We start from the raw sequence: 24,696 nt of genomic DNA, 5'->3' as shown, positions 1-24,696 counted from the left end.
GGGTTCATCTTCCTCGGCGATGCCAGCGTCCGAAACCAGACACCCACACCGCTTCGCTTCCCCCTTCCGCGCCGCGTTGCCGTTAGCGCGAAAGAGGCGTGATTCTAGGCGCCTCATTCGAGATGCGCAAGGGGTTTCTCGAAAAAATTCATGGCCCCGCACGCTGCCGCGTGCGGGGCCATGAATAGAAGCCGCGGAGCCGTCAGGCCGCGTGCACCTGGCGCGCGACGATCTCCATATAGTGATCGAGATCCGGCGTCGGCTTGCCTTCCACCTTCGCCGTATCGTCCCAGCGGCGCAGACGCAACGCGTCCTCCGCGTACGGCCGCTGCAGGAACGCGTCGGCCTCCGCGTCGCTGAAGATCCCGCCCTGCAGCGCCAGGCTGCGCACCGAATCCGGCGACAGGCTATCGTAGTAGCCGGCATCGATCCGGCACAGGCAGCGTTTCGCGTCCACGTGCAGCCGGATCGGCTCGAGCACCACGTCGGGCAGGATCGGCCGCAGGAACGGCAATACGTAATATTGATGGAGATCGTCGATCCCCCGCGCGCTCGGCGTCTCCCCCTGGCGATTCAGCAGGTGCCCGAGGTCATGCAGGAACGCCGCCGCAACCAGTGCGTCACCGGCTCCCGCCTCCTCCGCCAGCAAGCCGCTCTGCAGCGCATGCTCGAGCTGCGTGACCGGCTCCCCGCTATAGGCCATGTGACCGTGCTCGCGATACAGACCGTGAATCTCTTCCAGCGTCAATGCCATTCCATCACTCCCAAGGCAGCGAGAAGGTCTTCAGGTTCGTGAAGCTCTTCATCGCTTCCTGCACGCCTTCCTTGTATCCCAGCCCCGAATCCTTGATGCCGCCGAACGGCGTCAGCTCGATCCGGTAGCCCGGCACCTCCCACACGTTCACGGTGCCGACGTTCAGTTCGTTCACGAAGCGCACGACCGCCGCGGTGCTGTCGGTGCAGACGCCCGACGACAGCCCGAACGCCGTGTCGTTGCTGATCCGGATCGCGTCGTCGATCGTATCGAACGCGATGACCGGCGACACGGGACCGAAGGTCTCCTCGCGCACCAGCGTCATCGCCGGATCGACGCCGTCGAGCACGGTCGGCGCATACAGCGCGCCGCGGCGCACGTTCCCGGTCAACAGGCGCGCGCCCTGCGCGACCGCCTCGTTGACCCGCGCCTCGAACAGCCGCGCGGCCGCCTCGTCGATCACGGTGCCCATCTCGTTCGCCGGATCGAACGGATCGCCATACGACCACGCACGCGTCTTCTCCACGAGCCGTTCGGTGAACGCCGGCGCAATCGACCGCTGCACCAGGATGCGCTTGACTGCCGTGCAGCGCTGTCCGGAGTTCCGGTACGAGCCCTGCGCCGCCAGCGACGCGGCGCGCTCCAGGTCGGCATCCTCGAGGACGATCAGCGGATCGTTGCCGCCCAGCTCCAGCACGACACGACGGTAGCCGGCCTTCGCGGCAATGTATTTGCCGATCGCCACGCCGCCGGTAAACGTAATCAGCGAAGCATGCGGATGAGTCAGCAGTTCGTCCGCGATCTCGCGCGGATCACCGGTCAGCACCTGAAGCATCGGCTCGGGCAGGCCGGCTTCATAAAGCAGGTCGGCCAGATAGAACGCCGACAGCGGCACCTTCTCCGACGGCTTCACGATCACCCGGTTGTTCGTCGCGATCGCCGGCGCAACCTTGTGCGCGACCTGGTTCATCGGATGATTGAACGGCGTGATCGCGACGATCACCCCGTCGAGCGGCTGGCGCTGCGAGAACACGCGCCTCGCCTTGCCGTGAGGCGTCAGGTCGCACGAGAAGCTCTGCGCGTCGTCGCGCAGCGCCTCGATCGACGCGAACTTCAGCACGTCCGCCACGCGACCGATCTCGTAGCGCGAATCCTGTTTCGACAGCCCCGATTCGAGCGTGATCAGGTCCGACGCCTCCTCGGCGCGCTCGCGCAGCAGCATCGCCGCCCGCTCGAGGATCTGCGAACGCTCGTAGCGCGTGAGGCGCGGCCGGTACGCCATCGCGTAATCGAACGCCGCGCGCACGTCGTCGACGCTCGCGAGCGGCGCCGTGCCGACGCGCTGCGCGGTATACGGATCGACGACGTCGAAGGTCCGCTCGCGCACCGCGCGCTCGCCGCACCAGCGCAGCGCCTCGGCACGAAACGCCCGGTGGTCTTGCCGGTTGCTCGACGTCATGATGCGATCCGGTTCAGCGCGAAATCGAAGACGTCGAAATTGCGCGGGCGTCGCGCAGGATCGTCCCGCTCGATGCGGCGATTGAACAGCAGCGGCACCTCCTGCTCCGACACGCCGCCGTGCGAACGCAGCGGCACGGTCAGGCCCGACAGGTCGTGCTCGCGCTCGCGCGTGCCGAGCGTCATGTCGCGACGGGCAATCACGACGAGATCGCCGATCCGGTCGGCCGGCAGCTCGAAGCGCGCCGCCGCCTCGGCGTTGTCGAGCACGAGCTCGACACCGTCGAGTCCGCCGATACGCCACATCGCGTCCGTCCGGTCGACGTCCGGTGCCAGGTAGACGGTCGCGAACGAGCCGAGCGCGCCATGATGCACGACGTACGGATCGGTGATCGGCAGGATCACACGGGCCGCCTGCGCGCCGAACCAGCCGTCGATCGCGTCCTGCAGATAGACGACGTTCGGCCGCCCCGTCACCGGATCGTGCTTCGCGTTCATCCCGTGATCGGCGGTCAGCCCGATCACCCAGCCGAGCGCATCGAGCTGCGCGAGGTAGCGGTCCATCATCGCGTAGAACGCATTCGCGCCGGCGCTGCCGGGCGCGCACTTGTGCTGCACATAGTCGGTCGTCGACAGATACATCAGGTCGACCTGGCGCGTCTGCGCGAGCCGCACGCCCGCCGCGAACACGAATTCCGACAGCGCTGCGCTATAGACGTCCGGCGACGGCATGCCGACCCAGTCGAGCACGTCGACGATGCCGTTTTCGGCGAGATTCGCCTGCGCGGCCTTCTCCGCCGAGAAGCAGATCCCGCGCATCCGCCAGCCGAGCAGGCGGCGCAGCTTGTCCTTCGCCGTCACGACCGCCACGCGCGCACCCGCGTCGGACGCCGCCGCGAGCAGCGTGTTGGCCCGCAGGTATGCGGGATCGTTCATCATCACCTCGGCGCCGCGGCCGCCGTTCGCGTCCGGGTCCCAGAAGTAGTTGCCGCAGATCCCGTGGACCGACGGCGGCGCGCCACAGACGATCGACAGGTTGTTCGGGTTGGTGAACGTCGGCACGACGCAATCGGCACGCCATGCGGTGCCTTCGGCAATCATCCGCCCGATGAACGGCGCGACGCCGGCTTCCACCGCCCGTTCGAGATAGTCGTATTCGCAGCCGTCGACGCATACGACGACGGTCGGCTCGGTCGGCAGCCGGTAGCGGCGGCCGTTGACGTCGACGAACTTGCCCGTCAGGTCGGCGGACACGCCGGCCGGCGCGGGCGCGCCGGGCAGCCGCATTGCAAACGCGGCGTTCATGGCGTCACCCGCTTGCCGCGCGGCACGCGCGCGGCGATCAGCAGCAGCGCCGCGAGCGACGCGCCGAGCATCAGCAGCGACAGCGCCGAAGCCGGCAGGTAATAGCCGCGCTCCACCTGGCCGATCACGACGATCGGCACGGTCGCGAAGCCGGGCGGATAAACCGTCAGCGTTGCGCCGAGCTCGCCGAGCGACAGCGCGAAGCCGAGCGCGAGGCTCGCGCGCAGCGCCGGCACGAGCTGGGGCACCAGCACACGGCGCAGCACCATCGCCGGCGGTGCGCCGAGGCTCGCCGCGGCTTCGCGCAGCACCGTCAGTTCCGGGCGCAATGCCGCCGCTGCGCAGCGATAGCAGAACGGCAGAATCAGCGCGAGCTGCACGAGCACGACGATCGCCGCCGAACTCGACAGGTCGACCGGCTTCTGGTGATACGCGATCAGCACCGCCAGCCCGAGCACGACGCTCGGCACGCCGTTGGGCACCATCACGAGCGCGTCGACGACCGCGCCGATCCCGCGCCGGTCGCGCCCTTCGAGCGCCAGTGCGAGCCACAAGCCGAGGATCGTGCCGATCACGGCGACGCCGAAACCGATCTCGAGGCTCGTCACGAGCGCGCCGTATTCCTGCGAACCGAGCTGTTCGAACCAGCGCAAGCTGTAGCCGGCCGGCAGGATGGTGCCGGACCACCGGGTCGACACGCTCGACAGCGCGACGACGACCACCGGCAGCACGAACAGCCAGAAGCATGCGAACGCGGCGAGCGCCAGCGCGACACGCGACGCATGCTTGAGCAGCGTATCGGTCCAGCCGATTTCATGTCGGGGCACTGAAGGCCCGATCCGGTATTCAACGGACATCGTTCGTCCCTCCCGTCGCACGCCGGTTCACCCGGCGGTAGACCGAATACAGCGCCAGCGACAGCGCGAGCATCGCGACCGCGCCGGCCGACGCGGTCGGCAGGTCGAGATCGACGGTCGCGCTGCTGTAGATCGCGACCGGCAGCGTGACGAGCCTCGCACTGCCGAGCACGAGCAGGATCCCGAATTCGTTCAGCGTCAGCAGGAAGCACAGCACGGTGCCGGCTGCGATCCCGGGCCACGCGATCGGCAGCACGACGCGCCGCGCGAGCATCCCGCCGGACGCGCCGAGGCTGCGCGCCGCTTCGATCAGCCGCAGGTCGAGCGTCGCGAACGACGCGAGCGTCGGCCGCACGACGAACGGCGTATAGAACACGGTCTGCGCGAGGATCACGCCGCCGAAGCCGAACAGGAAGTCGAGCGGCGGCTGATCGAGATGGAACACCTGCTGCAGCGCGATGCTGACCGAACCTTGCGAGCCGTACAGGAAGATCAGCGTGAAAGCGACCAGAAACGACGGGAACGCGACGTACAGCTCCAGGAAGCGCGTGACGAGCGACGCGCCCGGGAACGGCTTGAAGAACAGCAGCGCGGCCAGCAGCACGCCGAGCACCGACGCGGTGCCGGCGCTCGCGAACAATACGCCGAGCGTCGTCAGCAGCACGCTGCGCGTGTCGGGGTTGCCGAAGAAGTTCCGGTACGCGGCGAGGCTCAGCCCGTGATCGCCGGTCAGGCTCAGCAGCACGAGCCGCACGAGCGGATAGACGACGAGCGGGCCGAGCACGACGGCCGCGAGCAGGATCAGGTGCAAGTCGCCGGCACGCTTGCGGCGCCGCGCGGCGGCGGCATGCGCGGCGGCCGACGCGAGCGCGCGCGGCGACAGCGCGGCGTCAGGGCTCGATAAGGACGACATCGTCTGCCTCGCAATGCAGGGAAACTCGCGCGCCACGCTCGGGCGCCGCACCGCGGCCGCGTTGCATCGTCACGCGCACCGGCTCGTCCGGCGCCGCGTCGATCACGACCGCGATCGACAGCTCGGCGCCTTGCCATTCGACCGACGCAACCGTGCCGTGCAGCCCGCCCGCCGCAAGCGGCTTGACGGTCAGCTGCTCGGGCCGCACGCACGCGACCTTGTCGCGCACTTCGTAGCGCGGATCGCCGAGCGGGAAGACCACGCGCGGCGGCAGCAGGTTCGCCGGGCCCAGGTAGCGCGCGACGTAGCCGTTGCTCGGCGTGTCGTACAGCTGCTGCGGCGTGCCAAGTTGCGCGACGTGGCCGTCGCGCATCAGCAGCGCGCGATCGGACAGCACCAGCGCGTCGTCGCGGTCGTGCGTCACGCACACGACGGTCAGGTTCGGCAGGCGCTCGTGCAGCGCCTTCAGTTCGCTGCGCACCGACGCACGCAGGTTCGCGTCGAGCGCGGACAGCGGCTCGTCGAGCAGCAGCACGTCGGGCTCGATCACGAGCGCGCGCGCGAGCGCGACACGCTGCTGCATCCCGCCCGACAACTGCGCCGGCATGTGGTGACCGGCGTCGCCGAGCTGGACGAGCTTCAGCGCGTCGGCGACGCGGCGCGTCACCTCCGCCGATGGCATCCGCCGCGCACGCAGGCCGAATGCGACGTTCTCGAACACCGACAGGTGCGGGAACAGCGCGTAGTTCTGGAACAGCAGACCGAGATTGCGCTTGTGCGGCGGCGCATAGGTCCGGTCACGCCCGGCAACGGTCAGCGTGCCGGTCAGGCCGTCGGCCTTCACGAACCCGGCGATGAAGCGCAGCAGCGTGGTCTTGCCGCAGCCGCTCTTGCCGAGCACGGTCAAAAATTCGCCGGCGCCGATCGACAGCGTCAGATCGTCCAGCACCTTACGTGCGCCGTAGCGCACGCTCAGGTGCTCGATCTGCACGCCGCCGGGCGCGCCGGACCGCTGCGTGGCATGCGGTCCGGCGGCGCCGAATGCGCCGGGATGGGTCATGGCGGTATCCACCGGTTTCATCCTTTCAATTGCAGGCGGAATTCAGGCGGCGTGCGCCGATCACTTCGGCTTGACGACTTCGAGCTGCTTGCCCGAACTGCCGATCACATCCTTCTTCCAGCGCTCGATCCACACCGGCTTCTTCGCCATCACCTGGTTCCAGTCGACCGGGATCAGCTTGACGCCCGCGATCGCTTTCTTGACCGCTTCGCCGTTCTTGCCGTTCAGCGGCACGTCGGTGCGGCCCGGGATGCCGAACATGTCCGGCACCTTCGATTGCACGTCCGTCGACATCAGGTAGTCGATCAGCTTCTTGCCCACTTCCTGGTTCGGGCCGCCCTTGATCAGGCCGATGCCGTACGGGAGCTGGAACGTCGTCGGCTGGTCGCCGTCCTTCGCCGCGAGGAAGATCGGCTTGACCGACAGCGCGCCGTGTTCGGCGTCGTCGAGATCCATCTGCAGGTCGCCGTTCGCGACGCTGATCTCGTTACGCGACAGCAGCACGTTCAGGTAGCCGGTGCCCTTCGTGTGAAACTTCACGCTCTGCGACAGTTTCGCGAGGTAGTCGAACGCCTTGTCCTCGCCCATCAGCGTGGTCGTCAGGATCAGCACGGCCATCCCGTCGCCGGCCGTGGCCGGGTTCGAGTACGCGACCTTGCCCGCATAGTTCGGCGACAGCAGGTCGGCGAACGTCTTCGGCTGCTGCTTCACGACTTCCGGGTTGATCGCGAACGAGAAATAGTTGTTCACGAACGTCGCCCACATGCCGTCTTCCGCCTTCGCGATCGCCGGCACGTTCTTGTAGTTGACGCTCTGGTACGGCTGCAGCAGGCCCATCTGGCCGGCTTGCTGGATGAACGGCGGCAGCGTGACGATCACGTCGGCCTTCGGCGAATTCTTCTCGACGTTCGCGCGGTTCACGACTTCGCCGCTGCCCGCCGTGACGATGTTGACCTTGACGCCTTCCTTCTTCTCGAACGCCGGCAGCACGTCGCGGTAGAGATTCTCGAGACCGTCCGCCGTATACAGCACGACCGCGTTCGCCGCGTGCGCCGGCAGCGCGGCGCCTTGCAGCAGACCGGCGGCACAGGCGGCCAGCGCGAGCTTGCGGAACGCGCCGGCACCGGCGCGCGAGGAATTCTGCAGTGTCATCTCACTTCTCCGTAGACGGAACACCAAACGGCCGGGGCACGCCGGCTCCTGTTATGCGGGCGAACCGCCAGCCGGCTCGCCTCTTTGCCGCCCGACCGATCCGGTTCCGTGCGGCAACCGAAGGATCACAGCGTTCGATGACAAACCCGTGACGAATGCCACAATTTCCAAAAAATGACACATTTTGCCAATATCATACACATCAATCCGGAGACGTCGACCTGCGTCCCGCCCCATTTCTGTTGGAGAAAACCCGATGTCCACCCCCGATCCGATCCTGCTCACCCCCGGCCCGCTGACCACCTCCGCGGCGACGCGCCACGCGATGCAACACGACTGGGGATCGTGGGATACCGCGTTCAATCATCTGACCGAAAGCGTCTGCGCCGATCTCGTCGGCATCGCGCGCGGCGGCAATGAATATGTGTGCGTGCCGATGCAGGGCAGCGGCACGTTCGCGGTCGAAGCCGCGCTCGGCACGCTGGTGCCGCGCGACGGCGTCGTGCTCGTGCCGGACAACGGCGCGTATTGCACGCGCATCCTGAAGATCCTCGACCGGCTCGGCATCGACGCGATCGCGCTGCCGTTCGGCGAGGACGCGGCCGTCGATCCGGCCGCGATCGAAGCGGCCTTCGCGCGCGACGCGCGCATCACGCACGTCGCGCTCGTGCATCTCGAGACGAGCGCCGGGATCCTGAATCCGCTCGACGAAATCGCCGCACTGTGCGGCCGCCACGGCAAGCGGCTGATCGTCGACGCGATGAGCTCGTTCGGCGCATTGCCGATCACGCTCGACGGCAGCGGCATCGACGCGCTGATCTCCGCGAGCGGCAAATGCCTCGAAGGCGTGCCGGGCATGGGATTCGTGATCGCGCGGCGCGACGCGCTCGAAGCCAGTGAAGGCCGTTCGCCGTCGCTCGCGCTGGATCTGTACGACCAGTACGCGTACCTGCGCAAGACCGGCCAGTGGCGCTTCACGCCGCCGACGCACGTGGTCGCCGCGCTGCGCGCCGCGCTCGACCAGTTCCTCGCCGAAGGCGGCCAGCCCGTGCGCGGTGCGCGATACGCGGCGAACTGCCGGACGCTGATCGACTCGATGCGCGCGCTCGGCTTCGCGCCGTTCCTCGATGCGCGCGTGCAGGCGCCCGTGATCGTGACCTTCCACGCGCCGGCCGATCCTGCTTACGACTTCCGGCGCTTCTACGATGCGGTGCGCGACGCCGGCTTCATCCTGTACCCCGGCAAGCTCACGCAGCTCGAGACGTTCCGGGTCGGGTGCATCGGCGCGATCGATGCCGACGACGTCAGCCGCGCGGTCGCCGCGATCGCGCAAGCGATCGAATCGCTCGGCATTTCGCTGCGCCGCGAGTAAGGGGAAACGAACCGGCGAAAAAAAGCCCGGCGGTTCGATCCGCCGGGCCCAGCTCACTGCACCTGCATGGAATGCGTTACAGCTCGATCCGCTTGATGTCGCCGACGACGAAGATGTAGGACGCCGCGCCGATCAGCGCGATCAAGCCGATGAACACCAGCGCGCCGACGAACGAGCCGGTCGCCGCGACGATGAAGCCGACGACGAGCGGCGTGATGATCCCGGCGAGGTTCGCCGCGAAGTTGAAGATGCCGCCCGTCACGCCGAGCAGGCCCTCCGGCGCGATGTCCGACACGAGCGTCCAGCCGAGCGCAGCCATCCCTTGCGCGAAGAATGCAACGGACATGATCGCGATCACCGCCTCGTTGCTCTTCACGTAGTTCGCGAGAATGATCGTCGACGCGAGCAGCAGGCCGGCGATGATCGGCAGCTTGCGCGCGATGTTCGCGGACTTGCCGCGGCGCAGCAGCCAGTCGGAGAAGATCCCGCCGAACATCACGCCGACCGACGCGGCGATGAACGGCATCACCGCGAAGAAGCCGATCTTCAGCCAGCCCATGTGGCGTTCGGTTGCGAGGTAGGTCGGGAACCAGGTCAGGAAGAACACGAGCGTCGAGTTGCCGGCGAACTGGCCGAGGCAGATGCCCGCGAGCTGGCGCTTCTTCAGCAGCCGGCCGGCCATGCTCCAGCTGAATTTCGCCTGGTCGGGCCGATCGTTCTTCTTCGCGCCGTGCGCGAGGCCGCCGCCCGCCTCGATGTACTCGATCTCCTCCTTGTTCGCGCCCGGATGGTTGTGCGGCTCGTGGTAGAGCTTCCACCAGACGAGACCGAACACGATGCCGACGACGCCGACGACCCAAAACAGCGAACGCCAGCCGAACGCGCCCATCAGCGCGAACAGCACGGGGCTGAAGAACGCGAGGCCGATGTACTCGCCGACCGTGTAGGTGCCGGTCGCCATCGCGCGCTCGTTCTGCGGGAACCACGTCGCGACCACGCGGCTGTTGGTCGGGAAGCACGGCGCTTCCGCGATGCCGAGGCCGAGGCGGCACGCGAGCAGCGATGCGATGCCGGGCACGAAACCCTGTAGCAGCGTGCACAGCGACCACAGCGTCATCGACCAGTAATAGGTGATCTTGCTGCCGAAGCGGTCGAGGAACAGGCCGCCGGGCACCTGCATCGCGACGTACGTCCACGAGAACGCGGAGAACATGATGCCCATCACCGCCGCGTTGATGCCGAGCTCCTTGGTGAGTTGCGGCGCAGCCACCCCCAGCACCGTACGGTCGAGATAGTTGATCATCGTGCCGATCGCGAGCAGCGCGAGGATCTTGTAGCGCGCCGACGTACGTCGGACGGCGCCGGCTGCCTGCACCGGCCGGGCCGGCGCGGTGTTCGTGTGGGTGGTGTGCTGCATGTCGTCTCCTGGTCTCGTCTTTCTCTGAATCTGCAGAGGATCAGCGCGCAACGAGCGATTGAAAGTGGTCGAACATCCGCTCGGCGTCGGGCGTGCGTCCGGTGAAGATCTCGAACGCGTCGACGGCCTGGTAGACGGCCATCCCGCCGCCCGGCAGCGTCGCGCAGCCTGCTGCGCGCGCCGCCCGGATCAGCTCGGTTTCGAGCGGGAAGTACACGATGTCGGCGACCCACATCCCCGGATGCAGCAGCTCGGCCGGCAGCGGCAGGCCCGGGTGCTTCGCCATGCCGGTCGGCGTCGCGTGGATCAGGCCGGTCGCCGCACGCACCGTCGCCGCGAGGTCGTCACCCTGCGTGACCCTTGCGGCCGGGAAGCGCTGCTGCAGCTCGTCGGCGAGCGCGCGGGCGCGCGTCGCGTCGACGTCGAAGATCGCCAGCTCGGCCGCGCCCATCTGCAGCGCCGCATGTGCGACGGCAGCGCCCGCGCCGCCCGCGCCGAGCTGGACGACGCGTTCGAGCGACACGCCCGGCAGCCCGCGCCGGAACGACTTCGCGAACCCCGACCAGTCGGTGTTGTGGCCGATCCGCTTGCCGTCCTTGAGCAGCACGGTGTTGACCGCGCCGAGCGCGCGCGCGTCGTCGGACAGCGCGTCGAGGTGCTCGATCACGCGCTGCTTGCACGGATGCGTGATGTTCAGGCCGTTGAAGCCCATCTGTTCGGCCGCCGCGAGCAATTGCGGCAGTGCTTCGGCAGTCGCGCCGAGCATGTCGAGATCGATGCGCCGGTAGACATAGCCGAATCCCTGCCGGAATCCCTCTTCTTCATGCATCGCGGGCGACAGCGAACCGCCGATGCCCTGGCCGATCAGCCCGATCAGAAACGTCGGGCGGCTCATCGCTTCGCACCTTGCGAAAGAATGGTGGCCATGCGCTGCAGCGCGAACACGTAGCCTTCGGTGCCGCAACCGCAGATCACGGCCTCGGCGACCGCCGACACGTACGAGTGGTGGCGGAACGGTTCGCGGCGGTGTACGTTGGAAATGTGGACTTCGATCACCGGCTTGGCGATCGCGGACAGCGCATCGGCCAGCGCGACCGACGTGTGCGTGTACGCGGCCGGGTTGATCACGATGCCGTCCGTGTCGACGCGCGCCGCGTGCAGCCAGTCGATCAGCTCGTGCTCGGCGTTCGACTGGCGGAAGTCGATCTCCAGCCCGAGCGCGTCCGCCGCCGCGCGGCAGCGTTGCGCCACGTCGGCGAGCGTTTCCGCACCATAGATCTGGGGTTCGCGCGTCCCCAGCAGATTCAGGTTCGGGCCGTTCAGCACCAGCACCTTGGGCTTGCTCATGTCAGTTGCTCCGAAAACGGGGGCGAATCGCTAGCGACTTCGCCCCCTCACGTCAAGATTCGGCGCTAGTGTGCGCTTGCGCAAACGCAATGTCTTTTCGGGTTTTCGCTAATTTGTACCACCTAGTTAGTTTGTATAATTCGTCCCATCACCCCAGTAAATTCGGGATATGGCGCGTTCCCGGGACTCCATGACTGGTTCATTCAGGGTCAAGTCCAGCCGGCGCCGCCCCGCTCATCAGCAGGATTTGCCCATGCAGCGCTCGATCGCCACCGTGTCCCTGTCCGGCACGCTCGCCGAGAAGCTCGCCGCCATCCAGGCCGCGGGTTTCGACGGCGTCGAAATCTTCGAGAACGACCTCGTCTATTTCGACGGGTCGCCCGCCGACGTGCGGAACATGGCCGCCGACCTCGGTCTCGACATCGTGTTGTTCCAGCCGTTTCGCGACTTCGAGGGCGTGAGCCCCGCGCAGCTCGCCCGCAACCTCGACCGCATCCGGCGCAAGTTCGACGTGATGCATGCGCTCGGCACCGACCGCATCCTTGTCTGCAGCAACGTGTCGCCCGACACGATCGCGGACGACGCGCTGCTCGTCGACCAGCTCGGCGCGCTCGCCGAGGCCGCGCAGCAGGCGGGCGTCGTTGCCGCGTACGAAGCGCTCGCATGGGGCCGCGTCGTGAAGACGTACGGTCACGCGTGGCGCCTTGTGAACGCGGTGAACAATCCGCACCTCGGGCTCGCGCTCGACAGCTTCCACACGCTGTCGCTCGACGATTCGCCGGACGCGATCGCCGACATCCCCGGCGACCGGATCGCGTTCGTGCAGATCGCCGATGCGCCGAAGCTCGCGATGGACGTCCTCGAATGGAGCCGCCACTACCGCTCGTTCCCCGGCCAGGGCGACTTCGATCTCGCGCGCTTCACCGCGCGCGTGATCGAAGCCGGCTACACGGGGCCGCTGTCGCTCGAGATCTTCAACGACGGCTTCCGCGCGGCGCCGACCGCGATCACCGCTGCCGACGGGCACCGCTCGCTGCTCTATCTGGAAGAGCAGACGCGCGCGCAGCTCGCGCGGGACAACCGCGCGCCCGGCGCCAACCAGCCGTTGTTCGCGCCGCCCGCGCCGCCCGCGCACGTCGGCTTCCAGTTCATCGAGTTCGCGGTCGACGCGCAGGCGGCCGCCAATGTCGGCGAGTGGCTCGGCAAGATGCGCTTCCGACTCGCGGGCCGCCACCGGTCGAAGGACGTGACGCTGTTCCAGCACGGCGCCGCGTCGATCGTGTTGAACGCCGAGCGCGATTCGTTCGCGGACGCGTTCTTCCAGCAGCACGGGCTGTCGCTGTGCGCGTCGGCGTTCCGCGTCGACGACGCGAACGTCGCGTTCGAACGCGCGGCAGGCTTCGGCTACGCGCCGTTTTCCGGCCGTGTCGGCCCGAACGAACGCGTGGTGCCGAGCGTGAAGGCGCCGGACGGCAGCCTCGAATATTTCGTGGACGAAGCGCCGAACGCACCGACGCTGTATGAATCCGACTTCGTGCTGACCGACATCGACGGCCCGAGCGAGATCGGCCCGCTGACCGGCATCGACCACGTGTGCCTCGCGCTGCCGGGCGACGCGCTCGACACGTGGATCCTGTTCTTCAAGACGGCATTCGGTTTCGAAGCCGAGCGCAGCTGGCTCGTCCCCGACCCGTACGGGCTGATGCGCAGCCGCGCGGTGCGCAGCCCGGACGGCTCGGTGCGGATCGCGCTGAACGCGTCGGTCGACCGCCATACCGCGGTCGCCGAGTCGCTCGACCGCTATCACGGCACCGGGCTGAACCACGTCGCGTTCCGCACGGACGACATCGTGAACACCGTCGCCGAATTCGCGGCCGACGGCGTGCCGTTCCTGCGCATCCCGCGCAACTACTACGACGACCTCGCCGCGCGCTATGCGCTGCCGGACGACCTGATCGAGACGCTGAGCGCCCATCACCTGCTGTACGACCGCGACGAGCACGGCGGCGAGTTCCTGCACGCGTATACGGAACTGGTCGACAACCGCTTCTCGCTGGAAATCGTCGAGCGGCGCGGCGGGTATGACGGCTACGGCGCGGCGAACGCGGCAGTGCGGCTCGCCGCGCAGGCGCAGAGAAAGAAATAAGGGAAAGATGACGTGCGCGGCGTGCGGCGCCGCGCCGTCCGACGAATCGGCGGTCACCGCACCGCCCTTGAGAATCGACCGCCCGACGCCCGCCCGGCATCGCTTCCCGCAATCGGGCCGCGACGGCCGCCGGGATGACGTTACATCTGGTAACCACCAGCCTGTCACGGCGGGATGCCGCCCCGTCCGGTTTTAAGAATCGCTTAAGTCTTCGACGGCACTATCCGCAACCATACCTGAAGAATCTCTCTAATAGGAGGAATGCGATGAGCGCCGTAGAAGCACCCGCGGGCCGCCCGGCCGCGCCCCCTGCCAAACCGAAGACGATGCTGCGCCGCCTGCTCAGCCATCACGAAATCGCGACGCTGCTCGTGCTGCTGCACGCGCCGATCGGCGCGAACGCAAAACCCGAACTGCCGGGGCTGCAGGAAGCAGGCCTCGTCGAAATGGTCCGCACGGACGCGGACACCCCGGCGAGCTTCCGCCTGACCGCAGACGGCACGGCCGTCCTGAAGGGACTCGGCTACCGCTGATCGGGCAGGCGGCCGCCCGCCGGGTCCCGCCCGCCATCCGTTCCGCGCTGCATTCGTCGCGGAGCCGCCGACGCGGAACCGTCTTCGCTCGGCCTCGAGCCCGTATCGCCGCTTTGATCGCGCCCCAGTCAGGCGCACCCCCGCACCTCGCCACGTACCACCCCGATTCGACGCGCTCCCAGAGCGTGCCGCGCCGTTATCGGCAGGCCTTCGCGCGCGAACGATGCCGCGTCGCACCATACAGCACTAGCCGTCGTGTTTCCGAAAGGCGGCCTCCCCGGCGTCCGACACCTCGACCCACTTCGGGTCGGGCGCGGCTTCGGGAACGTAGCTGTCGTGCCAGTTCCACCATTTGTACGGCCGGCACTGCGGATAGCCCTCCGGCGAATCCTCCCACGTCTCCTGACGCCCGAGCGCCGTCATGTCGAGGTAGCTCCAGGTGGTGCCCATCGCCTCGTCGCCGCGGCTGTTGATGAAGTAGGTGCGGAACACGCGCTCGCCGTCGCGGATGAACGCGTTGTGACCGTGCCACTCGTCCACGCCGAAGTCGGCATCGAAGCTGTCGGTGATCGTGTACCAGGGGATCGTCCAGCCCATCCGGGCCTTCAGCCGCACGATGTCGGCCTGCGGCGCACGCGACGCGAACACGAGGGTCGTGTCGCGGGCATTCAGATGCGCCAGGTGGCCAACATGGTCGGCCACCATCGAACAGCCGATGCACGCATGCTCGGGCCAGCCGTGCACGCCGGGTTCGAAGAACGCGCGGTAGACGATCAGCTGGCGGCGGCCGCCGAACAGGTCGAGCAGGCTCACCTTGCCGTCAGGCCCGTCGAACACGTACGCCTTTTCCACGGCAAGCCAGGGCATCCGCCGCCGCTCGGCGGCCAACGCGTCACGGGCGCGGGTCAGCGCCTTCTCCTTGGCGAGCAGTTGAGCGCGCGCCGCCTCCCACTCCTGCGACGACACGATCGGCGGCGCTTTCATCGCCTGCTGTCCGTCCTTCCGTCCGCTGTCCGTTGATGTGTCTCTGGTCATCACAACCTCCGAATCGGAGCGATCTTCCCTGCCGATCGCTCGGTGTTGGTCATGAGACAGTTTTAGTCGCCGGGCATCGAATGGTGGGAGTGACAAATGTGGCGGGATTCGTTGTGCGGCCGCGCCGGGTCACGTCGGCAGCGCCGAGCGCCCGCGCGTGCGTACGGCTATGCGGCCCCGCAGCGGTTTCCTCGATGACGCCCGCTCAACCCGCCCGTTCCTGCAGCATCATCCGGTATTCCGTCGGCGTCACGCCGACCGTCGCCTTGAACTGGCGCGTAAACGCGCTGTGATCCGTGTACCCGCACAGCGCCGCCACGTCGGTCACCTTGTCGTGCGTGACGAGCAGCGCGGTCGCGGCGTCGAGCCGCGTCTTCAGCAACACCTGGCGCGGCGTCAGGTGGAACACCTTGTGGAAGTAGCGCTCGAGCTGCGCGACGGACATCCCCGCCATCACCGCGAGCTGCTTCAGGTTCAGCGGCTGCACGTAATGATCCTGGATGTACTGGACCACGTCCGCGAGCTTGCTGTAGGCCGGATGCGAGCCTTCGTGCGCCTTCAGGTCGCGCGAAATGCCCGCGAGGCCGATCACCTTGCCGGCCGCGTCGCGCAGCGGTTCCTTGCAGGTCAGGCACCAGCCCGGCTGGCGTCCCGGATACAGGTGGAGCTCGAGCTGGTCCATCAACTGGTGGCCCGCGTTGATGGTCGCCATGTCCTGCTCGAAATAGCCGCGGCCGAACCGGCGCGGGAACACTTCGTCCGTCGTCTTGCCGAGCAGGGCGCGCTTGTCCTTGTAGCCGCAGCGCATCGCCAGCGTGCGGTTCACGAGCGCATAGCGGCCGTCCGCGTCCTTCACGAAGAATGCGACGTCGGGCAGCGCATCGAGCACGGGTTCGAGCAGGCGAAAGTGCGCGAGCATCGCACCGAAGTCGGCGTTGTCGGCCTGGTAGTGCAACGTATCGGACAGGCTCATCGGCGGTACGGCTAGAAATGTCGTCATCCCGGCATCCGCGAAGCGAGTGGCTGATGGCGTCGATTATAGGAGCGCACCCCGGCGCGCGTCGGCCGGCATGGGCGCGGGAACGTGCCGGAACACGCGGGGCATGCGCGGCATTCGCGCCACCGAAACCTGCCATCGTAAAAATGCGGCCCCGCCGCGTCTTGGCGCGATTGCGCACGCCGGATGACGATTTCGGCATATATCAGGGTTATCGACGATATGCCGAAATCGTCGCCGGCCGCGCTCCGAACGCGCAAGACGCACGCATTTTCGCTATCTAGACTTCGCTTCACGGTCACGAGACGACCAACGGCGATGCCGGCATGCGACACGCATCGCATGCTGCCATCGCCACGCGGCACGCCGATTTCGGCATAACCACCCTGCCGCGGACGGGCCAACCGATACGCGACGCACGGCATGACCGTGACGCACGCGGCGACGCCCGCCGGCCCCGCAGCCGACACGTCTCGCCCGGTTTACCGCCGCCGGCCCACGGTCCGGCGCGGGCCCAACCACGCCATCAAGGGGAAGTGAAAGTGAAGCTGAAGGTATCGCACGTCGCGCTGGCCGCCGCCTGCGCACTGTCGGGCGCCCACGCCAGCGCCGCCGACGTCGTCAAGATCGGGTTCGCCGCGCCGCTCACCGGCCCGCAATCGAACTACGGCACGGACATGCAGAAAGGCGCGCAACTGGCGATCGCCGATTTCAACGCGACGCATCCGACGATCGGCGGCAAGCCGGTCACGTTCCAGCTCGACTCGCAGGACGACCAGGCCGATCCGCGCACCGGCACCACCGTCGCGCAGCGGCTGATCGACGACAACGTCAGCGGCGTCATCGGCCACTTCAACTCGGGCACCAGCATCCCGGCATCCGACCTGTACGATCGCGCGGGGCTGCCGCAGATCTCGATGGCGACGTCCCCGCAGTACACGGCGCGCGGCTACAAGACCACCTACCGGCTGCTCACGAGCGACGCGCAGGCGGGCCGCATCGTCGGCACGTACGCGGTGAAGACCCTGCACTTCAAGCGCATCGCGATCATCGACGACCGCACCGCGTACGGCCAGGGCATCGCCGACGAATTCGCGAAGGCCGTGCAGGCGGCCGGCGGCACGATCATCAAGCGCGACTTCACGAACGACAAGGCGCTCGATTTCTCCGCGATCCTGACCAACCTGAAGGGCATGAATCCCGATGCGATCTTCTACGGCGGCGGCGATGCGCAATCGTCGCCGATGATCCGCAAGATGCGCCAGCTCGGGATGAAGTCCGCGTTCGTGACGGGCGAGATGTCGCGCTCGCCGACGTTCCTGAAGGTCGGCGGCGACGCGGCCGAGGGCGCGATCGTCTACATGGGCGGGCTGCCGAAGGAGAAGATGCCGGGCTTCGCCGGCTTCGCGGCGCGCTACAAGGCGCGCTTCAACGAAGACGTCGTCACCTATTCGCCGTACTCGTACGACGGCACGATCGCGCTGCTCACCGCGATGAAGAACGCGAACTCGACCGACCCGAAGGTCTATACGCCGTATCTCGGCAAGGTGTCGGTCAAGGGCGTGTCGGCGGACCGCATCGCATACGACGGGAAGGGCGACCTGAAGGATGCACCGGTGACGATCTACAAGGTCGAGCACGGCGCGTTCAAGCCGGTCGATACGATCGCCGGCAACTGACGCAACACGGCAGCCTGCGCGGCGCACGGACGGATCGCCCGACGTGCGCCGCGCCGTTCGCGCGGCCCGAAGGTTTCGTCGACGTGCGCCATCGCCGTACGATCCTCGTGTCGCCGTCCTTGTTCTGCCGCCCTCGTTCTGCTGCTCTCGTTCTGCTGCTCTCGTTCTGCTGCTCTCCTTCTGCTGCCCTCGTTCTGCTGCTCTCGTTCTGCTGCCCTCGTTCTGCTGCCCTCGTTCTGCTGCTCTCGTTCTGCCATCCTCGTTCTGCCATCCTCATCCTGCCGTCCTCGCGCCGCCTGCCTCGCGCATTTCGCGCTCCTGTAGAATCCCCCCACTCGCTTTGACGCTTCGTCCCCGCTGCGCCCCATCCCGGTGCGGCGGCGCGTGTTCCGTGCTCTATCCGGCGCTCAGCACACCTTCCGACGACGCAGGCTGCGCCGCAGCGCCTGTCCACGCCAATAGCGGGCCCTGGAGACGCAGCATCGACAACAACATTCGAAAACCGATCGTCCTGACCATGCAAGCTTCCGAATTGAGCGGCGTCCCGCGCGCCGCCGAGCGCGCGCTGACGCGCAGCGACTACAAGACCCTTGGCCTCGCCGCACTCGGCGGCGCACTCGAGTTCTACGACTTCATCATCTTCGTGTTCTTCGCACCCGCGATCGGGCAGCTGTTCTTCCCGCACGACATTCCCGACTGGCTGCGTGTACTGCAGACCTACGGCATCTTCGCGGCCGGCTATCTCGCGCGCCCGCTCGGTGGCGTGATCATGGCGCACTTCGGCGACCTCGTCGGTCGCAAGCGGATGTTCACGCTGAGCGTGCTGATGATGTCGGTCCCGACGCTGCTGATGGGCCTGCTGCCGACCTACGACACGGTCGGCCTCCTCGCGCCCGTGTTGCTGCTGCTGTTCCGCATCCTGCAGGGCGCGGCCGTCGGCGGCGAGGTGCCCGGCGCGTGGGTGTTCGTGTCCGAGCACGTGCCGTCGCGCCACATCGGCTACGCATGCGGCACGCTGACCGCGGGCCTCACGGCCGGCATCCTGCTCGGCTCGCTCGTCGCGGCCGGCATCAACAGCCGCTACTCGGCGGCCGAAGTCACCGCGTTCGGCTGGCGCATCCCGTTCCTGCTCGGCGGCGTGTTCGGCCTGTTCTCCGTGTACCTGCGCCGCTGGCTGCACGAGACGCCGGTGTTCGCCGAGATGAAGGCGAAGAAGGCGCTGGCCGCCGAGATCCCGCTGAAGGCCGTGCTGCGCGACCACGGCCGCGCGGTGATCGTGTCGATGCTGCTCACGTGGATGCTGTCCGCGGCGATCGTCGTCGTGATCCTGATGACGCCCGCGCTGCTGCAGAAGCAGTTCCACCTGACGCCCGCGACGACGCTGTTCGCGAACAGCATCGCGACGCTGTGCCTGACGGCCGGCTGCATCTGCGCGGGCTCGCTCGCCGGCGCGATCGGCGCGAAGCGCGTGCTCGGCATCGGCGGCCTCGTACTGGCCGCGTGCTACTACCTGCTGTTCGCGCAGGTCGCGGCCGATGCGTCGACGTTGCCGCTGTACTACGGGATCGCCGGCTTCACGGTCGGCACGATCGGCGCGGTGCCGTTCGTGATGGTGAAGAGCTTCCCGGCGGTCGTGCGGTTCTCGGGCATCTCGTTCTCGTACAACGTCGCGTATGCGATCTTCGGCGGCCTCACGCCGGTGATCGTGTCGCTGATGATGAAGTCGAACCCGCTCGCACCGGTCGTGTACGTCGCGACGATCTGCGTGCTCGGCGCGATCGCGGTGCAGTTCTCGAAGGACGCGCGCTGAGCGCGACGAGGCGTAATTGATTCGCAGCCGCCGGCAGCAAGCGGCGAATCGCGCGCGTTGCCGGCTCGACGACTGAACATCTGAACGCCGGGCGCTGACGCGCCGAACGACAAAGGGCCGAATCCCGCAGTGCGCGGGATTCGGCCCTTTCTGTTGATGCATGCGTCGTCCGGGTTCGCGGATTCGCGAACTTCGGCAGGTGCGGCGCATGCACCGATTCGCCACCACGCACCGCAGGTCACGAGACCGGATACTTCCCCGAACACGACAAGGGCGGCTTTCGCCGCCCTGCCTTCAACTCGTGATGCCGGACACCCGGCTCCGTTGCGCGAACGCGTTCAGCGCAGCGAGCCGTACGACGAACTCGGCCGGCGCATGCCGTCGATGCTCGCGCCGCCTGCGCCGGTCACGTACAGCAGCAGGAAACCGCCGGCAATCGCGACGTTCTTCCAGAAATGGATCACCATCTCGTGCTGGACGGCGGAACTCGTCGCGTCCCAGAAATTGTGCCCGATCACGGCGGTCGCGAGCGTATAGAACGCCATCAGCAACGCGAGCGGCTTCACCTTGTAGCCGACGATCAGCAGCAGCCCGCCGAGCCCTTCGATCGCGACGATGGCCGGCGCGACGTATTGCGGCAACGGCACGTTCAGGCCGCGCAGATAGCCGACGAAATCGCCGTAGCCGAGCAGCTTCATCACGCCGCCCCACAGGAACAGCGCCGCCAGCGCCAGGCGCGCAAAGAATATGACGCCGGAATCGACGGGACGCGACATGCCTTTCTCCTCGTTGCAGTTCGGCCGGCTGCACGGGTCGTGCCCGTGCAGCTCGCCGGGCCTGCCCGGCCCGGCAAATGGGCCAGCATAGAGGCTCTTTTCGCCGCGTCCAAGCAAAAGGTTGTAGCAAAACTTTACACGGCGGCGTAAGGCTGCGATTCCCGAGAACGAAGTGAATGCGGGGTCGAAACGGCCTGCGCGCGTACTGAGCGCGCGTACTTGACCCGCGTGTTTAGCCCGCGTCGCTCAACAGCACACCCTTCTTGAACAGAAAGCAGCCATAACCGCGCAGCTCGCCGGTGACGATCACCGCATACGCCTGCTGCGCACGCGCATAGAACGCGAAGCGGTCGACGCCCGCGAGCGGCACCGCGCGCCCTTCCGCGCGATCGACCTCGGCCTGCACTTCGTGCTGCACGGGCGGCAGCGCGGCCGGATTGCCGACGACTTCCATCCGCCACGCGGGCGTGTCGACGAACGTGTCGAGCGGCAGCACGGACAGCACCGCGCGCACGACCCGCGCCGAATCGGCGCCGTCGATCCGCAGCGCGCGGCCGACTGCCGTGTGCCGCGCGACGGATTCCGCCGGGAAATTCGCGTCGCAGATCGCCACTTCATCACCGTGGCCCATCGCGCGCAGCGCATGCAGGATGTCGGCGTTGAGCAGCGGGTCGAGGTTCTTCAGCATGTCGGCAGGTCTCCGGGATCGTGAACGAACCGCATACGTTACAGGATCCCGGCGGCCGCTGCGCCCGGCCCGCGCCGCTCACGACGCGGCGGCCGGCATCTCGTCGATGAAGCCCGTCACCGACTTCAGGCGGCCCGACGCGTCGACGGTCCCGAAGTCCGAGCCCTTCACGAGCGCCGCGCCGTCCGGCGACACGAGCGCCCACGAGAAGCGCAGATGCTGCCCGAACCCGTCGACGTCGGTGGTTCGGCGAAAGCGATGCGACGGAAAGCGTTCCTGCACCGTGGCGATCATCGTGTCGATGCCCGTATGGCCGTCGCCGGTCATCAGCGGATCGCGATACGCAGCGTCGCTCGTGTACGTCGCGTCGATCAGCGCGCGCCGCCGCGCAGCATCGGGCTCGTTCCACGCGTCGAAGTAGCGGTCGATCAGGTCGGTATGGACGGATTGTGCGGTGTTCATGCGAGGCTCCTGGTCTGGATGGCGGGACAACCGTGCCGCGAACGTGTCGAGTTCGCGTGTCTGTATCGTCGTCTGCCTCGCGGCGGCGGTCGATTACGTTCGAGGTAAGGATTTCGACGGCGGCGCCGGGTCGGCGCAGCACATCGCGCGCGCCTCCAGACGAAACCGGGCGCCCCAAAGGCGCCCGCATGCCGATCCCGATCGTCCGATCCGCCCGCCTGTCAGGTCACCGGCGCCGGGTTGAACAGCGTCAGCGCGTTCGCGAGCTTCCACTGCTCGGCCCACGTGTGGCGCTTGCCGCTCGCGACATCGAGCATCAGCCGGAACAGTTCCCAGCCCACATCCTCGATCGTCGCCGCGCCGGTCGCGATCTGTCCGGCGTCGAGATCCATCAGGTCGTGCCAGCGGCGCGCGAGATCGCTGCGCGTCGCGACCTTGATCACCGGCACCTGCGCGAGGCCGTACGGCGTGCCGCGCCCAGTCGTGAACACATGCAGGTTCATCCCCGCGGCGAGCTGCAGCGTGCCGCAGATGAAGTCGCTCGCGGGCGTCGCCGCGTACAGCAGCCCCTTCTGCCGCGCGCGCTCGCCGGGCGGCACGACGCTGGAAATCGGCGCGCTGCCCGACTTCACGATCGAGCCCATCGCCTTCTCGACGATGTTCGACAGGCCGCCCTTCTTGTTGCCGGGTGTCGTGTTCGCGCTGCGATCGACGCGGCCGCGCTGCAGGTAGCGGTCGTACCAGTCCATCTCGCGGATGATCGCGCGCGCGACGTCCTCGTTCGCCGCACGCGACGTGAGTTGCGCAACGCCGTCGCGCACTTCCGTCACCTCGGAGAACATGATCGTCGCGCCTGCGCGCACCAGCAGGTCCGCCGCGAAGCCGACCGCCGGGTTCGCGGTCAGCCCCGAGAACGCGTCGCTGCCGCCGCACTGCACGCCGACCACGAGGTCCGATGCCGGGCAGGTCTCGCGGCGGCGGCGGTTCAGCCGCTCCAGATGCGATTCGGCCATCCGCATGATCGAGTCGATCATCGAGTTGAAGCCGACGTGCGCGGCGTCCTGCAGGCACACGACGCCGCCGTTGTCACCGTTGTTGCCCTGATCGCCGCCGGCCGCAACCGGAATCGTGCCCGGCGGCAGCAGGCGGTCCGGCTGCAGCTTCTCGCAGCCGAGGCTCACCGTCATCACCTCGCCGCCGAAGTTCGGATTCAGGCTGATGTTGCGCAGCGTGCGGATCGGGATGTCCGCGTCCGGCGCGTCGATCGCGACGCCGCAGCCGTACGTGTGCTCGAGCCCGACCACGTCGTCGACGTTCGGATAGCGAGGCAGCAGCTCGGTCTTGATGCGCTTCACCGCGTGCTCGACGACGCCCGACACGCACTGCACGGTCGTCGTGATCGCGAGGATGTTGCGCGTGCCGACCGAGCCGTCGGGATTGCGGAAGCCCTCGAACGTATAGCCTTCGAGCGGCGGCAGCGGCGGCGCGCTGCGGGTCGCGAGCGGCAGGTCGTCGAGCCCCGGCGGCTCGGGCATGCGCATCGTGCGCTCGTTGACCCAGCTGCCGCGCCGCAGGTCGGCCAGTGCGTAGCCGATCACGACGTTGTAGCGGACGATCGGGTCGCCGGCCGCAAGATCGGTCAGCGCGACCTTGTGGCCCTGCGGCACGCCTTCGCGCAGCGTCAGGCCGTCGGCGAACGTCGCGCCTTCGGGCAGGCCACCGTCGTTGACGACGATCGCGACGTTGTCGTCCGGATGCACGCGGATATAAAGAGGAGAAGCAGTCATTGGAATTCCCAGGCTACTGTCTGAATCGTTAGTCATCATACGACATTGAGCACGACCGGGGTATTGTGCGTAAACCCTTATCGGTAAAGACCCTACTCCGACGATGCCAGCAAACAGCTTGCGTCCTACCCACTCACGTTGTACGATGACATACAACGACATCGCCACTCATGGCTCGCATGCCGTTCCCGACGAACCCAGCACTCGCGCTAGACGGACGACCCAACCATGACTTCTCCGCAAGAACTCAAACAGATCATTTCCCACGGCCTGCTGTCGTTTCCGCTGACGGACTTCGACGCCGCGGGCAATTTCCGCCCGACCACGTATGCCGAGCGCCTCGAGTGGCTCGCGCCGTACGGCGCGACCGCGCTGTTCGCCGCCGGCGGCACGGGCGAATTCTTCTCGCTCACGCAGCGCGAATACTCGGACGTGATCCGCGTCGCGACCGAGACCTGCAAGGGCAAGGTGCCGATCCTGGCCGGCGCGGGCGGTGCGACGCGCGTCGCGATCGAATACGCGCAGGAAGCCGAGCGCCTCGGCGCGAGCGGCATCCTGCTGATGCCGCACTACCTGACCGAAGCGAGCCAGGAAGGCATCGCCGATCACGTCGAGCAGGTCTGCCGCGCGCTGAAGATCGGCGTCGTGGTCTACAACCGCGCGAATTCGAAGCTGAACGCGGACATGCTCGAGCGCCTCGCCGACCGCTGCCCGAACCTGATCGGCTTCAAGGACGGCGTCGGCGACATCGAGAGCATGGTGACGATCCGCCGCCGCCTCGGCGACCGCTTCTCGTACCTCGGCGGCCTGCCGACCGCCGAAGTCTATGCGGCGGCCTACAAGGCGCTCGGCGTGCCCGTGTATTCGTCGGCGGTGTTCAACTTCATCCCGAAGACCGCGATGGCGTTCTACGAAGCGATCGCGAAGGACGACCACGCGACGGTCGGTCGGCTGATCGACGAGTTCTTCCTGCCGTACCTGCAGATCCGTAACCGCCGCGCGGGCTACGCGGTCAGCATCGTCAAGGCGGGCGCGAAGCTCGTCGGCCACGATGCGGGCCCGGTGCGCGCGCCGCTCGTCGACCTGAACGACGAGGAAATCGCGCAGCTCGACGCGCTGATCAAGAAGATGGGCCCGCAGTAAACGGT

Annotated in this window: 22 protein-coding genes; 6 read left to right on the top strand and 16 right to left on the bottom strand. The window is 67.5% G+C overall.

What is annotated here, in order from left to right; all coding sequences use genetic code 11:
- Positions 1–202 precede the first annotated feature (202 nt).
- The 7 genes from ACV229_RS08585 to phnS are packed head-to-tail and all read right to left on the bottom strand — an operon-like array spanning position 203 to position 7,499.
- Positions 203–754: a phosphonate degradation HD-domain oxygenase gene (locus ACV229_RS08585; protein WP_448082684.1), complete on the bottom strand. Its 552-nt coding sequence runs from the start codon at positions 752–754 to the stop codon at positions 203–205.
- Positions 755–758: 4 nt separating this feature from the next.
- Complete coding sequence (phnY, locus tag ACV229_RS08580) at positions 759–2,213, bottom strand: phosphonoacetaldehyde dehydrogenase (protein WP_448082683.1); 1,455 nt, start codon at positions 2,211–2,213, stop codon at positions 759–761.
- Positions 2,210–3,517 carry a phosphonoacetate hydrolase gene (gene phnA, locus ACV229_RS08575; protein ID WP_448082682.1) on the bottom strand — a complete coding sequence of 436 codons (1,308 nt, stop codon included), beginning with the start codon at positions 3,515–3,517 and terminating at the stop codon, positions 2,210–2,212. The genes phnY and phnA overlap by 4 nt, the downstream gene beginning before the upstream one ends.
- Entirely contained in the window at positions 3,514–4,374 is an 861-nt protein-coding gene (gene phnV / locus ACV229_RS08570; RefSeq protein ID WP_448082681.1) for a 2-aminoethylphosphonate ABC transport system, membrane component PhnV, read from the bottom strand. Before phnV ends, phnA begins: the two co-directional genes overlap by 4 nt.
- Entirely contained in the window at positions 4,364–5,287 is a 924-nt protein-coding gene (gene phnU / locus ACV229_RS08565; RefSeq protein ID WP_448082680.1) for a 2-aminoethylphosphonate ABC transporter permease subunit, read from the bottom strand. The genes phnV and phnU overlap by 11 nt, the downstream gene beginning before the upstream one ends.
- Positions 5,265–6,368 (bottom strand): 2-aminoethylphosphonate ABC transport system ATP-binding subunit PhnT, encoded by a 1,104-nt coding sequence (gene phnT, locus ACV229_RS08560; protein WP_448082679.1) that lies wholly within the window; start codon positions 6,366–6,368, stop codon positions 5,265–5,267. Before phnT ends, phnU begins: the two co-directional genes overlap by 23 nt.
- Before the next feature lie 39 nt (positions 6,369–6,407).
- Positions 6,408–7,499, bottom strand: a complete 1,092-nt coding sequence (gene phnS / locus ACV229_RS08555) for a 2-aminoethylphosphonate ABC transporter substrate-binding protein (RefSeq protein WP_448082678.1) — start codon at positions 7,497–7,499, stop codon at positions 6,408–6,410.
- A 256-nt stretch (positions 7,500–7,755) separates the two neighbouring features.
- On the opposite strand from phnS, the gene ACV229_RS08550 reads away from it, so the two are divergent.
- A complete protein-coding gene (locus ACV229_RS08550; protein WP_448082677.1) occupies positions 7,756–8,871 on the top strand; it encodes a 2-aminoethylphosphonate--pyruvate transaminase in 1,116 nt (371 codons plus the stop codon).
- A 76-nt stretch (positions 8,872–8,947) separates the two neighbouring features.
- Here ACV229_RS08550 and ACV229_RS08545 read toward each other — a convergent pair whose 3' ends face one another.
- Genes ACV229_RS08545 through aroQ form a run of 3 tightly spaced genes read right to left on the bottom strand, consistent with a single transcriptional unit; the run spans position 8,948 to position 11,635 of the window.
- On the bottom strand, positions 8,948–10,288 hold the full coding sequence (locus ACV229_RS08545) for an MFS transporter (protein ID WP_448082676.1): 1,341 nt from the start codon (positions 10,286–10,288) through the stop codon (positions 8,948–8,950).
- Positions 10,289–10,328: 40 nt separating this feature from the next.
- Positions 10,329–11,183: a shikimate dehydrogenase gene (locus ACV229_RS08540; RefSeq protein WP_448082675.1), complete on the bottom strand. Its 855-nt coding sequence runs from the start codon at positions 11,181–11,183 to the stop codon at positions 10,329–10,331.
- Positions 11,180–11,635 carry a type II 3-dehydroquinate dehydratase gene (gene aroQ / locus ACV229_RS08535; protein ID WP_448082674.1) on the bottom strand — a complete coding sequence of 152 codons (456 nt, stop codon included), beginning with the start codon at positions 11,633–11,635 and terminating at the stop codon, positions 11,180–11,182. The genes ACV229_RS08540 and aroQ overlap by 4 nt, the downstream gene beginning before the upstream one ends.
- Before the next feature lie 253 nt (positions 11,636–11,888).
- On the opposite strand from aroQ, the gene ACV229_RS08530 reads away from it, so the two are divergent.
- Together ACV229_RS08530 and ACV229_RS08525 are read left to right on the top strand one after the other, a co-directional pair.
- Positions 11,889–13,781, top strand: coding sequence for a bifunctional sugar phosphate isomerase/epimerase/4-hydroxyphenylpyruvate dioxygenase family protein (locus ACV229_RS08530; RefSeq protein ID WP_448082673.1), 1,893 nt, complete (start codon positions 11,889–11,891; stop codon positions 13,779–13,781).
- A 266-nt stretch (positions 13,782–14,047) separates the two neighbouring features.
- Positions 14,048–14,314, top strand: coding sequence for a hypothetical protein (locus ACV229_RS08525; protein ID WP_448082672.1), 267 nt, complete (start codon positions 14,048–14,050; stop codon positions 14,312–14,314).
- 246 nt (positions 14,315–14,560) lie between these two features.
- Here the strand turns inward: ACV229_RS08525 and ACV229_RS08520 are convergent, their stop codons facing one another.
- Entirely contained in the window at positions 14,561–15,349 is a 789-nt protein-coding gene (locus ACV229_RS08520; RefSeq protein ID WP_448082671.1) for a DUF899 domain-containing protein, read from the bottom strand.
- 205 nt (positions 15,350–15,554) lie between these two features.
- Positions 15,555–16,349, bottom strand: a complete 795-nt coding sequence (locus tag ACV229_RS08515; RefSeq protein ID WP_448082670.1) for a helix-turn-helix domain-containing protein — start codon at positions 16,347–16,349, stop codon at positions 15,555–15,557.
- Positions 16,350–16,888: 539 nt separating this feature from the next.
- On the opposite strand from ACV229_RS08515, the gene ACV229_RS08510 reads away from it, so the two are divergent.
- A complete protein-coding gene (locus tag ACV229_RS08510; RefSeq protein ID WP_448082669.1) occupies positions 16,889–18,025 on the top strand; it encodes a branched-chain amino acid ABC transporter substrate-binding protein in 1,137 nt (378 codons plus the stop codon).
- A gap of 517 nt (positions 18,026–18,542) precedes the next feature.
- Positions 18,543–19,835 (top strand): MFS transporter, encoded by a 1,293-nt coding sequence (locus ACV229_RS08505; protein ID WP_448082668.1) that lies wholly within the window; start codon positions 18,543–18,545, stop codon positions 19,833–19,835.
- A gap of 338 nt (positions 19,836–20,173) precedes the next feature.
- Here ACV229_RS08505 and ACV229_RS08500 read toward each other — a convergent pair whose 3' ends face one another.
- The 4 genes from ACV229_RS08500 to garD form a co-directional block, all read right to left on the bottom strand.
- Positions 20,174–20,611, bottom strand: a complete 438-nt coding sequence (locus tag ACV229_RS08500) for a DoxX family protein (protein WP_448082667.1) — start codon at positions 20,609–20,611, stop codon at positions 20,174–20,176.
- A gap of 232 nt (positions 20,612–20,843) precedes the next feature.
- A complete protein-coding gene (locus ACV229_RS08495; RefSeq protein WP_448082666.1) occupies positions 20,844–21,299 on the bottom strand; it encodes an RbsD/FucU family protein in 456 nt (151 codons plus the stop codon).
- Positions 21,300–21,377: 78 nt separating this feature from the next.
- Positions 21,378–21,761, bottom strand: a complete 384-nt coding sequence (locus tag ACV229_RS08490; protein WP_448082665.1) for a nuclear transport factor 2 family protein — start codon at positions 21,759–21,761, stop codon at positions 21,378–21,380.
- A gap of 221 nt (positions 21,762–21,982) precedes the next feature.
- Positions 21,983–23,548, bottom strand: coding sequence for a galactarate dehydratase (garD, locus tag ACV229_RS08485; RefSeq protein WP_448082664.1), 1,566 nt, complete (start codon positions 23,546–23,548; stop codon positions 21,983–21,985).
- A gap of 228 nt (positions 23,549–23,776) precedes the next feature.
- On the opposite strand from garD, the gene kdgD reads away from it, so the two are divergent.
- Positions 23,777–24,691, top strand: coding sequence for a 5-dehydro-4-deoxyglucarate dehydratase (gene kdgD / locus ACV229_RS08480; RefSeq protein WP_448082663.1), 915 nt, complete (start codon positions 23,777–23,779; stop codon positions 24,689–24,691).
- Positions 24,692–24,696 lie beyond the last annotated feature (5 nt).

The sequence above is a fragment of the Burkholderia sp. MR1-5-21 genome, assembly GCF_053427715.1.
Note: the sequence above shows the minus strand (reverse complement) of the source record. Positions and strands in the feature narration are given on the sequence as shown.

Excerpts from the sequence above, each read along its gene's own strand:
- ACV229_RS08585 (WP_448082684.1), bottom strand. The coding sequence starts at position 754 with ATGGCATTGACGCTGGAAGAGATTCACGGTCTGTATCGCGAGCACGGT.
- phnY (WP_448082683.1), bottom strand. The coding sequence starts at position 2,213 with ATGACGTCGAGCAACCGGCAAGACCACCGGGCGTTTCGTGCCGAGGCG.
- phnA (WP_448082682.1), bottom strand. The coding sequence starts at position 3,517 with ATGAACGCCGCGTTTGCAATGCGGCTGCCCGGCGCGCCCGCGCCGGCC.
- phnV (WP_448082681.1), bottom strand. The coding sequence starts at position 4,374 with ATGTCCGTTGAATACCGGATCGGGCCTTCAGTGCCCCGACATGAAATC.
- phnU (WP_448082680.1), bottom strand. The coding sequence starts at position 5,287 with ATGTCGTCCTTATCGAGCCCTGACGCCGCGCTGTCGCCGCGCGCGCTC.
- phnT (WP_448082679.1), bottom strand. The coding sequence starts at position 6,368 with ATGAAACCGGTGGATACCGCCATGACCCATCCCGGCGCATTCGGCGCC.
- phnS (WP_448082678.1), bottom strand. The coding sequence starts at position 7,499 with ATGACACTGCAGAATTCCTCGCGCGCCGGTGCCGGCGCGTTCCGCAAG.
- ACV229_RS08550 (WP_448082677.1), top strand. The coding sequence starts at position 7,756 with ATGTCCACCCCCGATCCGATCCTGCTCACCCCCGGCCCGCTGACCACC.
- ACV229_RS08545 (WP_448082676.1), bottom strand. The coding sequence starts at position 10,288 with ATGCAGCACACCACCCACACGAACACCGCGCCGGCCCGGCCGGTGCAG.
- ACV229_RS08540 (WP_448082675.1), bottom strand. The coding sequence starts at position 11,183 with ATGAGCCGCCCGACGTTTCTGATCGGGCTGATCGGCCAGGGCATCGGC.
- aroQ (WP_448082674.1), bottom strand. The coding sequence starts at position 11,635 with ATGAGCAAGCCCAAGGTGCTGGTGCTGAACGGCCCGAACCTGAATCTG.
- ACV229_RS08530 (WP_448082673.1), top strand. The coding sequence starts at position 11,889 with ATGCAGCGCTCGATCGCCACCGTGTCCCTGTCCGGCACGCTCGCCGAG.
- ACV229_RS08525 (WP_448082672.1), top strand. The coding sequence starts at position 14,048 with ATGAGCGCCGTAGAAGCACCCGCGGGCCGCCCGGCCGCGCCCCCTGCC.
- ACV229_RS08520 (WP_448082671.1), bottom strand. The coding sequence starts at position 15,349 with ATGACCAGAGACACATCAACGGACAGCGGACGGAAGGACGGACAGCAG.
- ACV229_RS08515 (WP_448082670.1), bottom strand. The coding sequence starts at position 16,349 with ATGACGACATTTCTAGCCGTACCGCCGATGAGCCTGTCCGATACGTTG.
- ACV229_RS08505 (WP_448082668.1), top strand. The coding sequence starts at position 18,543 with ATGCAAGCTTCCGAATTGAGCGGCGTCCCGCGCGCCGCCGAGCGCGCG.
- ACV229_RS08500 (WP_448082667.1), bottom strand. The coding sequence starts at position 20,611 with ATGTCGCGTCCCGTCGATTCCGGCGTCATATTCTTTGCGCGCCTGGCG.
- ACV229_RS08495 (WP_448082666.1), bottom strand. The coding sequence starts at position 21,299 with ATGCTGAAGAACCTCGACCCGCTGCTCAACGCCGACATCCTGCATGCG.
- ACV229_RS08490 (WP_448082665.1), bottom strand. The coding sequence starts at position 21,761 with ATGAACACCGCACAATCCGTCCATACCGACCTGATCGACCGCTACTTC.
- garD (WP_448082664.1), bottom strand. The coding sequence starts at position 23,548 with ATGACTGCTTCTCCTCTTTATATCCGCGTGCATCCGGACGACAACGTC.
- kdgD (WP_448082663.1), top strand. The coding sequence starts at position 23,777 with ATGACTTCTCCGCAAGAACTCAAACAGATCATTTCCCACGGCCTGCTG.